Source organism: Pontiella agarivorans, assembly GCF_034531395.1.
GTDB classification, from domain to species: Bacteria; Verrucomicrobiota; Kiritimatiellia; order Kiritimatiellales; family Pontiellaceae; genus Pontiella; species Pontiella agarivorans.
Genome location: NZ_JARVCO010000008.1, coordinates 83,700 through 94,944 on the forward strand (window position 1 = coordinate 83,700; position 11,245 = coordinate 94,944).

Genomic DNA, 11,245 nt, shown 5'->3' on the forward strand with positions numbered 1-11,245 from the left:
GGATGAATGAATGTGAAGGTGATGGGGTGGATTCTGACGCTGGCGGTCGGAGTGAATGCGCAGCATGTTCCGAATCAGTATGAAGATGGCAGTGCTGATGCGTATACAGATTATGAGGGAAATGCTGTGGTTCCTCGTATTGAGGAACGCAATGGTAAACGCTATTATTACTGGCCGCATTGGGACGCATGGAAAAATGGAAAAATGCAGGTGCAAGGCGAGCGCACGCAGCATCCGGATGCGCAGTGGTGGCCGCATGCCGGGTTAGGGCTGTTTATCTGCTGGGGAATGCCGAGCGTTTTTGAACCGAATGGTGAAGGCTGGGCCGGGCGCTGGACACAGGCCAAAGAGGATGCGGGTAAATTTTATCCGCAGGCAGAGCTGTGGGCTTCAACCAAAGGGTGGAACCCGGAGCACTACGATCCGGAAAAATGGATGGAAGCTGCACGCAAAGCCGGTTTCCAATATTCGGTGCTGACGTTGAAACATCATGGCGGCTATGCCATGTGGGATTCTGATTATTCGGTTTACGGTGTACGTCAGGAAATGGGCGGGCGCGATCTGGTGGCTCCGTGGGTGAAGGCCTGCCGGAATAACGGGATCAAAGTGGGCTTCTATTATTCCGGTATGGATTGGTATTTTGAGCGCGATTTTATGGATTTCAGTATGCAGGCCGGAACGCATGTAAACTGGAAGGGCGAAAAGGTGAAGAGTCTGCCGAAGCGCCCGCCGAGTTTTAAACTGGCATATGATGAGTTTAATCAAAATTCAGTCAAAGAAGTGATTGAAAAGTTTGATCCTGATCTCTGGTGGGGCGATGGCGGTCACGGGGCTACGGCGGATCAGATTCGGGAATGGCGTCCCGGAATTGTCTGTAATAACCGCGGCGAAGGAGGAGACCACGCAACCGCTGAAATGTTCAGAATGGCACAGCCGCAATATGTCAAAAATCCGGTTGTTGCCAATGGCTGGTGGTGGGAGGAAAACTCCATCATTCAGCAGGGATCGTGGCACTATGACAAACATTTGGGCGAAGAGGTTTATCCGGCAGACCGTGTTTTGCTGGAGCTGGCCCGCTGCCGTTGTATGGGCGGAAATTTTCTGGCCAATATCGGCCCGCGGCCGGATGGACGGATGCAGGATGATGCGTATCGTCTGTTTGCAGAAATGGCGGAGTGGATGGAGACGAATTCCAATTCGGTATTCGGTATCAACGGTGGTGGCCCCTGGCCGGAAAAGTGCAATGTGCCGATTACCTGCAACGATCGCACCTGGTATTTTCATGCCCGGAAGCAGGACGCGACAAAAGCGGATCCTGTCGTGTTGCAGGATTGTGAAACAAAACCGGTTTCCGTGATTCTGATGCGAACCGGTGACGGGATTTCGTTCGAATATAAGAATAACGTCCTGACGTTTTCCATTCCGGAAAAGCTGAAGGCTCGCAACGTTACTGATGTGGTTAAAGTCGAATTCGGCAATGATTTTGATCCTGAACCGTATCGGTTCAGGCATTGGTAACAACAGCCCCGGGATTATTACAGAGGAGAGGACAGGATGTTTACTCGGTTTTGCAACGTTGGATCTTTATGTTTTTTTCGCATAAGCGGTGTGGTTTGTGATTTAACTGGAGCAGATGATGAATAAATGTTTGTTCGCGGTTTGTTTGTGGAGTGCCGCACTGTGCGGAGCGATGGAATATACGAATTCGTATTCTTCATTGAAACGGTATGAATGTCCGGAATGGTTCAGGGATGCCAAGTTCGGTATATGGTCTCATTGGGGGCCGCAGAGTGTGCCGAAGCACAGTGGCTGGTATGCCCGGCAAATGTATCTGGAAGGTGTTCTGGATTTCAGCAGGACCGGTGATGCTCATAAATATCATCAGGAAACCTATGGGCATCAGTCGGAGTTCGGATACAAAGATTTGATTCCATTCTTTACCGCGGAAACGTGGGAACCGGAAAAACTGATGAAGCTTTATAAACGGGCGGGAGCCAGATACTTCGTCTCCATGGGGCAGCACCATGATAATTTCGATATGTGGAATTCCAAACTGCAACCCTGGAATTCTGTGAACATGGGGCCTAAACGGGACATCGTTAAGGAGTGGCAGGATGCGGCAAAGAAGGAAGGCCTTTATTTCGGAGTTTCCTTCCATGGCGAAGCTGCCTGGCGTTTTTTCGAATCTTCCCGTCTGTCGGATTCAAGCGGTCCGATGAAAGGGGTTCCGTACGATGGCTGGTTAACCAAAGAGGATGGAAAAGGTAAATGGTGGGAAGGTTATGATCCGCAGGATCTTTATTGCCGGCCCCACAAGGCTACTGAACCGGCCAATATTATGTGGGCAAGCGGGGATGAAATTACCGAAAAAGGCGATCCGCCGGATGATGCATATCTGGATAAATTTATCGGCCGCGTTAACGATGTAGTGGATTCGTATCGGCCGGAGCTGCTCTATTTTGACAGCTACCATCTTCCGGCCGGAGAAGAGCGCGGTCTGAAGCTGTTATCGAGTTTTTACAACAAATCGATGCAGTGGCATGGCGGAATTAACCAGGGGGTTGTTCAGGCGAAGAGGCTCACGCCTGAAGAAGAGGACCTGTTTATGCTCGATTATGAAAACACGCATGCGGGTCAGCAGCGTGAAAAACCGTGGCAGACCGATATCGGTTTGGATGGGTGGTTTTATTTTGATCGGGAAACGCCCCGGTTTATGCCCACATCCGACGTGGTGCACACGCTTATTGATATTGTCAGTAAAAATGGAAACATGCTGTTGAATATTACCCAGACTGCGGATGGGGAAATTCAGCCGTATGCTTATACCTTTCTGGAAGAAATGGCCGAGTGGATGGAGATCAATGCAGAGGCGATTCATGGAAGCCGTCCCTGGAAAATTTTCGGAGAAGGACCGTCGGGTATTGAAGGCGAAAAAGATAAACAGCACGAGCGTATCCGGTATACGCCGGAAGATTTTCGATTCACCACCAAAGGGGATATTTTGTATGCCTTTGTGATGGATTATCCCGAGGGTGGCGGAGAGGTCCTGATTAAATCGCTTTCGGAAAAAAGGGGGCTGATATCCGGAGTCGTGGAGAAGGTCGGGATGCTTGGAGTGAACAGTCAACTGGCCTGGAAAATGTCACCGGAGGGATTGGTGGTTGAGCTCCCTGAAACCCCGCCGTCAAAATATGCATGTGCAATTAAAATTTACAGGTAAAAACCGGATGAAGGAGTTAGATATGAAATACCCGAAGTGGATTATTGCGGTCAGCGTGAGTGCTTGCTGTACGTTATCATGGGCCGCAAATCGATCGCAACAGCTCGACAGTGACGGCAGCGCAGATTCATATACAACTGAAAGCCGGGGGGAGATTCTTCCGGAGGTGCGGGTTGAGAATGGAAAGGAATACCTTTACTGGCCGGGTTGGAATCAATCGAAAAACCGTAAACTGCAGGTTCGCCGCGAGCGCACAACCCATCCGGACGCGCAATGGTGGCCGCATGCCGGGCTGGGGATTTTTATGCACTGGGGCATTGTCAGCGAGTTTGAACCGACCGGTGAAGCGTGGGCAGGACGCTGGACGCCGGACCGCGAAAAGCAGGGAGAGTTTCATCCGCAACAGGAAATCTGGGATGCAGCGAAAACCTTTAATCCGGTAAATTACGATCCGGAGAAATGGATGGCCGGAGCAAAACGGGCGGGATTTAAATATGCTGTACTGACAACCAAGCATCATGACGGCTATGCCCTGTGGGATTCCGACTGGGCGCTGATGGGGGTGCGGCAGTATCTGGACGGCAGAGACCTTGTGGAGCCGTTTGTGAAAGCCTGCCGAAACAACGGGCTGAAAGTGGGATTCTATTATTCCGGTATGGATTGGTATTTTGATCGCGATTACATGAATTTCAGTTTTGATCCGAATCGGAAAATGAACTTCAAAGGCGAGTGGGTGAAAACGCTGCCGAAACGTCCTTCGAAACGGTGGGCGGCGTATCAGGAATATAACGCACATCAGGTCAAGGAGCTGATTCATAAATTTGATCCGGATATCTGGTGGGGTGATGGCGGCCACGGAATGTCCGTTGAAGAGATTCGTAAACTGCGCCCCGGCATTGTCTGTAACAACCGGGATCCAGGCAGTGGTGACCATGCCACCGCGGAAGGATTCGGCATGTCGGATCCCAAATTTATTAAGCCGATCATTGAAAACGGCTGGTGGTGGGAAGTGAATTCCATCATACAAAAGGGATCCTGGCACTATGATGCCCGCATGGGGGAAGAGATTTATCCCTCGGACGAAGTCCTGAGAAAGTTTGCCGAAGCCCGCTGTATGGGCGGCAACCTCTTAGCCAACATCGGACCGCGTCCGGACGGCACATATCAGGATCAGGTTTGGCGTTTGTTTGATGATATGGAGCTGTGGATGAAGACTAATGAGGAATCGGTCTTTGGAATAAACGGCGGCGGTCCCTGGCCGGAAAAATGTAATGTACCGATTACCTGCAGAGACCGTATTTGGTATTTCCACGCCCGTGATCATGAAGCCACGGAGAAAAATCCGGTTATCCTGAAAGACTGTGCCGCTAAACCGAAATCCATGACCTTGCTGAACACCGGAGACCGCATTCCGTTCAGTTATAAAAACGGAACACTCAGCTTTTTCATTCCGGAAAAACGTAAAGCCCGAAATATTACAGACGTAGTCAAAGTTGAATTCGGCAGCGACTTTGACCCTGAACCATTCTTGTTCAAACATTGGTAAATGGAGTTGCCTCGAAGAGGTGCTGCGGTGAGTATTGGATTTCTTTTGCAGCGATCGCCGTACCTCTACGAGGAATAAACAGATTAACGGTCTGAGGAAAATAGGATGATGAAAAAACACTCGACACATACCGCCGCCGTTTTTGTTGCCGGTCTTCTGATCGCCATCCCGATGATGGCTTCAAGCCGCACATATACGGCAGACTGGGAGTCATTGAAGCAGCACCGGCCGTCACCGGCATGGTTTCAGGATGCGAAATTAGGTGTTTATTTTTTCTGGGGACCGTACATTGTTCCGGAGTGTGGCGGGGACTGGTATTCCCGCTGGATGTATACGCCGGGAATAAATGGCCGAGGACAGTGGGTCTATGATTTCCATCAGAAAAACTACGGTTCCGATTTCCATTATCATGATTTTTTTCCTCTGTGGACGGCGGAAAAATTTGATGCGGCGGAATGGATCGATATTTTCGAGGATATGGGGTCCAAATATATTGGCGCGATTGCCGAATTTCATGGCGGTTTCTCGATGTGGGACAGCGAGGTGAATCCTTGGAATGCCGCCGATATGGGGCCGAAAACCGACCTGATTAAGGCGCTCTGTGAGGAAGCCCGAAAGCGGGATTTGAAGTTTATGGCCACGTTTCACAGCGGTTTTAATATGATGTATTATCCCCGTCCGGAAAACGGATTTCCTCGGGTTGAGAGTAAATATAACTTTCCGGAGAATCCTGAGTTTACTTATCCAAAGGGCGGCGACTACGACAAGCTGTATGGCAATATGTCGATGGAAGATGCCAGTAAATACTGGTTAGCCAAAGTGAATGAAGTGGTTGATCAATATTGCCCGGATTATATCTGGATGGATTTTGGTCAACGGTTTATCGGGGAAGAGCAGCGTAAAGCGTTTCTGGCTCATTATTTTAATAAAGCGGATGAACTGGGCAAAGAAGTCGTTATTAATAACAAGGGTAAATTTTTCCCGGATGAACTCGCCATCGTCAATGTGGAACGGGCGACGCTGCCGGACATTACCGAATATTCGTGGGTAACGGATTTTAAACTGGGGCCAACCTGGGGCTTTAATAAAAATAAACGCACAACGGCTGATCCTCAAAAATTTATCCGTGTGCTGGCGGAGGTCGTCAGTAAAAATGGAAATATGATTATCTGCGTGGCTCCAATGGCCAATGGTCAGATTCCGGAAGAGCAGGTGGCGGCCATGCAAAAGATCGGTGCCTGGATGAAACGCTATGGTGAAGCCATTTATGCAACCCGTCCCTTTGTGGCCTACGGTGAAGGGGTAACAGAAATCAAGCCGGACTATAAGTATGAGTGGAATACTCACAACCTGATCCGGGAAAATCTATGGGACCTCAATGCCGGTGATGTCCGGTTTACCCGAAAAGACAACATTGTTTATGCCATACAACTGGGATGGCCTGGGGGTGGCCAGCGTTTATTGCTTAAGACCTTCGCAAAGGAAGCTTCTGCACTGGAAATCGAATCTGTTTCCGTTATGGGAACCGAAGAAAAAATCCGCTGGAAAAGAACGCCGGAGGGCCTCGAGGTATTTTCTCCCCGAGAAAAACCGCCCGAGGCGGATGCGGCCTTCGTTTATAAGATGATCCTGAATCCCTCCTCGTTGTAGGAGGCGTTATGCCCTTCTCAAGCCGAGAGTCTTCAGTCACAGGCTTTGTCCGGTAAAGCCTGAACGGTTGCTATCTATCCAATTGGATAGATAGCAAAAAGTATAGTGCGCCTCTACATTGTGAATAAAGTTAACAAACTGTATTCAGCGCGACGGGTTTTAAGCATTAAAGAAAGCTAGAGCAGATTTTTGAATCCGAAAGCGATGGCGAAGGATTTCAGAAAACAGGCTTAATTGTCATTCTCGATGCCGTGTGTCCGACGTGGACGTCAGAACATATAATATGCTGCTCAGACGCGGGTGAAGCCGGCTGTGTTTGCTATACCGATTGCAGGGTAACGGCTGACGCTGTGGTGTTGAATCGAAATAATTCAAAGGATCGTAGTCATGAAATATATGCTGATGAGTTTTATCGGGGTGATGTTTGCGGGCATAAGTGCCTCGGGTGTGGAGGAGGCATATACGCCCGATTGGGAATCATTAAAGCGGCATCAGGCCGCGCCAGAATGGTTTCAGGATGCGAAGCTGGGGGTTTATTTTCATTGGGGGCTGTATTCCATTCCGGCCAGCGGGGGCGAGTGGTATCCACGCTGGATGTATACGCCGGGGATCAATGGGCGCGGTCAATGGGTCTATGATTTTCATCAGAAAAAGTATGGTCCGGATTTCCAATATCACGATTTTATTCCGATGTGGAAGGCAGAGGCTTTTGATGCGGCCGAATGGGTGGAGCTGTTCGAGGAAATGGGTGCAAAATATGTGGGGGCCTTAGCTGAACATCATGATGGTTTTTCGTTGTGGGACTCTACGGTAAATCCGTGGAATGCGGCCGATATGGGACCACGGGTGGATATTGTTGGGGAGCTTCAGGCAGCCGCTAAGAAGCGCGACCTTAAATTTATGGCGACGTTTCATCATGGATTTCACATGATGTATTATCCGAAGCCAGAGGGTTCTTACCCGCGCCCTAAAAGTAATTACAACATGGAGGAGAATCCCGAGTTCACCTATCCGAAAGGCGGCGACTTCGACAAGCTGTACGGCAACATGTCGATGGACGATGCTTCTGCCTACTGGTTGGCAAAACTGAAGGAAGTGGTGGATCAGTATTGCCCAGATTATATGTGGTTTGATTTTGGCCAGAAGTTTATTTCGGAGGAGCAACGTCAGGAATTTTTAGCCTACTATTTCAATAAAGCCGAGCAGGCCGGCCAAAAGGTAATGGTGAATACCAAAGGGACCTTTTTTCCTGATGAACTGGCTATCATAAATGTTGAACGAGCAACCTTGCCGGATATTACCGATTTTACGTGGGTATCTGATTTTAAGCTGGGTCCGAACTGGAGCTTTAATGCTTCCAAACGTACGGCGGTTGATCCTAATCAGTTGCTTCGAATTCTTGCGGAGCTGGTGAGTAAAAACGGCACTATGATTTTGAATGTGAGCCCGATGGCTTACGGTACACTGCCTGAAGAACAGGTTGAATCGATGAAGAAAATCGGGGCCTGGTTGAAGCGCTACGGTGAGTCAATTTATGAAACACGCCCGTTTGTGGTTTATGGCGAAGGGGTAACCGAGATCAAGCGGGATATGGATTTTGAGTGGAATACCCGCAACATGATCCGCACCGGACTGTGGGATTTGAATGCAGGCGATATCCGTTACACCCGTAAAGGAAATACCGTGTATGCCATACAACTGGGGTGGCCGGGAGCGGGTGAACCATTGATGATGAAGGCCTTTGCCAATGAGGCCAGGCAGCTGATGGTCAAAACGGTGTCGGTGTTGGGTAGCGATGAACAGATTCAATGGAAACGAACGGTCGAAGGGCTCTTGGTTCACACACCGAAACAACAGCCCGCGGAAGCTGATGCGGCGTTGGTATACAAACTGGAATTAGATGGAGTTATTCATGAGTAAACCGAATCGAAGGACCATGTTAAAAGCCGGTGCTGTTGGGGCGGCTTTCATTCCTGCGCGTTTTTCCATCGGGAAGCCGGGGCCGTCGGCGAATAGTAAATTAAACATTGCGATGATCGGCTCCTGCAATATTGCCGGAATGGCCTATGCAGGTTGCAAAGGGGAAAATATTGTTGCGTTAGCGGATGTGGATTCGAAAATGCTGGATTGGGCGGTGTCCAGTGCTGAGGATCGCAAGAACGCCCGTTGCTTTACCGATTTTCGCGAGATGCTGGATAAGATGGATAAGGAGATTGATGCCGTTTGTATCAGTACGCCGGACCATACCCATTTTGTGGCCACGATTGATGCCATGCGCAGAGGGAAACATGTCTGCACGCAAAAGCCGTTAACGCATAATATCTGGGAAGCTCGCATGCTCCAAAAGGCGAAGGCTCAATATGGCGTGGTCACCAATATGGCCGTGCAGGGCCATACCTTTGATGGTATTCGCTCAATGCGTGAGTGGTATGAGGCCGATGTCTTCGGTCAGATTAATGAGGTGCACTCCTGGATTCATGGACCTTTGTGGGAAGAGTACGACGGAAAAACGAATAAGTATTGGCACAAACCGAGTTCTCTTCCGCCGAAGCAGGATCCGATTCCGGCAAACCTGAATTGGGATCTTTGGCTGGGCCCGCTGGCCGGAGATACGCCGTATAATCATCTGTTCCATCCAAAAAGCTGGAGAGGATATAATAAATTTGGAAATGGTATTTTTGGCGATTGGATGCCGCACATTGCTGATGCCGCGGTATCGATCCTGGATTTAACGTCACCAACAGTGGTTGAGTTGGAAGATTCGGAAGGCGGTAATGAATGGCTGGTGCCGGATGGGAATCGGGTGCGGTGGGAATTTAGTCAGCGCGGTGAAAAAGATCCGTGCACGTTTTATTGGTATAACGGTGGCGAAAAATTCCGGGTACCGACTCCGAAGGAATGGGATTGGAGCGGTTGGTTGCCGTGGGCGGGAACCATTTATAACGGTGAAAAAAACAACGCCTATACCGATGAGCGTTCGAATCATCCACGCCTGACGAATAAGGAGGCCATGAAAGCCTTCAAGGCTGCGGGTTATCCCGACGAAAAATATGAACGCGTTGAAGGCGGCCCCTTTGCCGAATGGGTACGTGCTATTAAAGGGGATGGACCGGAACCGGGGGCAAACTTTGATTTTTCAGCCCCTTTTACAGAAATGATGCTGTTGGGAGTTTTGGCTTCCCGCTTTGGCGGAAAGATTGAGTGGGACTCAAAAAGTATGCGAATCACCAATCGTCCTGAATTAAATCAATTCCTGAAAGAGCCGATTCGTGAAGGCTGGGACTACAGCGAATATCTGGAGGGTTAAATGAAGGTAACCAAGGTGGTTTTTAGAACGTTAGTGAGCCTTACGCTGTTGTCTTCCGCTTTCGCGGATGATGCGAAGCGGCATACGTTTCAGGATGCATCTGAGCTGATTCAAGGCGATGTATTCTCGTCTTTTGAACCGCTTACCCTATGGCGTTTAGTGGAAGGGGTAGAGGCGGTCGAGAAGAAGTCTGAATTTAAGGTGACAGAGGGGCCGGAAGGTCGATTGCTTATCAACGGCGAGGTAAAGCAGAAGAAAGCTCCATATTTGGTCACGAAGCAGCACTATAAAGATGTCGCCGTCTATCTGGAATTTATGATTCCGCACGATTCCAATGCCGGGGTTTATCTGATGGGGAATTATGAAATTCAGATTATCGATAGTCTATGGCGTGGGGATAAGCTGACCTACGACATGCTGGGCGGTATCTACCAACGCTTCCTGAATGCCTATGAAGGAGGCCCCAAAGGATATGAGGGAACACCTCCGCTGGTGAATGCTGCAAAACCTTCCGGACAATGGCAGACGTTGGAAATCGTCTTCCGGGCACCGCGCTTTGATGCCGAGGGCAAGAAGACCGAGAATGCCCGTTTCGTGAGTGTGCATGTGAATGGGGTGCTGGTTCAGGACAATCAGGACGTCACCGGACCAACCCGCGCGCATACTCCACGAGTGGAAGTGCCAACCGGCCCCGTATGGATCCAGGGAGACCATGGCCCGATTGCGATTCGGAGCCTTAAGATCGAGGCGTTGGAATTGGAGTAGAGGTATGAATATTACGAGACGTACCCGTTTATTTATAGGATGAGCGTCCGCGGCGGGGTCCATGATTCCCGGAAGCGTGTTGGGCGCGAATGAAAAAATCAGTGTGGCCACGGTTGATGCCATGCGACGGGGAAAGCATGTCTGCACGCAAAAGCCGTTAACGCATACTATGTGGGAAGCCCGCCTGACCAATCCGGAGGTGATGAATGCCTGCGGTTATCCCGAGAAATATATGAACGTGTTGAAGGCGGTCTTTCTGTCGGGTGGGTACGTGTTGCTTAAGGGGGTGGACTATAGAACCGGGGGCAAACTTTTATTTGCGGCTCCTTTTACAGAAATGATGCTGTTGGATGTGTTGGCTTCCCGCTTTGGCGGGTGATACGAAGCGGCATACATTTCAGGATGCATCTGAGCTGATTCTGGATAATCAGACATCACTGTGCCTGACAGTGCCCATGATACAGGATTTAAGTCTCTATTAGTTCGGTCTGTATTCAGGGGACATGGCCCGGTTGCGATTTTGAGCCTTAGCGAAGGATTTGAGTAATGCAAATAAGCAAGGTCTCCTTTTCCGTTTTGTAATAAGAGCAGTGTTGCATCCTTTAGGATACTAGTCGGCTATTTGGATTCTGCATAGCCTGTCTGGACTATGACGATTAGGTATCTTTGAGATAATTAAATAAACGCGAGATGTTGATGAATATAAAATACAGTCTAAAGGGAAAAATGATTATAGCGGCAATGCTGAACCTAATCT

General features: G+C 49.5%; 8 protein-coding genes. All 8 read left to right on the forward strand.

The features are described from left to right. Nucleotides 1-6: 6 nt before the first annotated feature. Nucleotides 7-1,518 carry an alpha-L-fucosidase gene (locus P9H32_RS07375; protein WP_322608252.1) on the forward strand — a complete coding sequence of 504 codons (1,512 nt, stop codon included), beginning with the start codon at nt 7-9 and terminating at the stop codon, nt 1,516-1,518. Between the two features lie 118 nt (nt 1,519-1,636). Then, the gene (locus P9H32_RS07380) at nt 1,637-3,220 is read left to right on the forward strand and encodes an alpha-L-fucosidase (protein ID WP_322608253.1); all 1,584 of its coding nucleotides are present in this window, start codon (nt 1,637-1,639) and stop codon (nt 3,218-3,220) included. Between the two features lie 22 nt (nt 3,221-3,242). Next, complete coding sequence (locus tag P9H32_RS07385) at nt 3,243-4,766, forward strand: alpha-L-fucosidase (protein ID WP_322608254.1); 1,524 nt, start codon at nt 3,243-3,245, stop codon at nt 4,764-4,766. A 105-nt stretch (nt 4,767-4,871) separates the two neighbouring features. Next, complete coding sequence (locus P9H32_RS07390; RefSeq protein WP_322608255.1) at nt 4,872-6,416, forward strand: alpha-L-fucosidase; 1,545 nt, start codon at nt 4,872-4,874, stop codon at nt 6,414-6,416. Between the two features lie 387 nt (nt 6,417-6,803). Next, on the forward strand, nt 6,804-8,336 hold the full coding sequence (locus tag P9H32_RS07395) for an alpha-L-fucosidase (RefSeq protein ID WP_322608256.1): 1,533 nt from the start codon (nt 6,804-6,806) through the stop codon (nt 8,334-8,336). Beyond that, nucleotides 8,329-9,723, forward strand: a complete 1,395-nt coding sequence (locus P9H32_RS07400; protein WP_322608257.1) for a Gfo/Idh/MocA family oxidoreductase — start codon at nt 8,329-8,331, stop codon at nt 9,721-9,723. Before P9H32_RS07395 ends, P9H32_RS07400 begins: the two co-directional genes overlap by 8 nt. Continuing rightward, a complete protein-coding gene (locus tag P9H32_RS07405) occupies nt 9,724-10,488 on the forward strand; it encodes a 3-keto-disaccharide hydrolase (protein WP_322608258.1) in 765 nt (254 codons plus the stop codon). Between the two features lie 61 nt (nt 10,489-10,549). Further along, nucleotides 10,550-10,867 carry a hypothetical protein gene (locus P9H32_RS07410; RefSeq protein ID WP_322608259.1) on the forward strand — a complete coding sequence of 106 codons (318 nt, stop codon included), beginning with the start codon at nt 10,550-10,552 and terminating at the stop codon, nt 10,865-10,867. Nucleotides 10,868-11,245 lie beyond the last annotated feature (378 nt).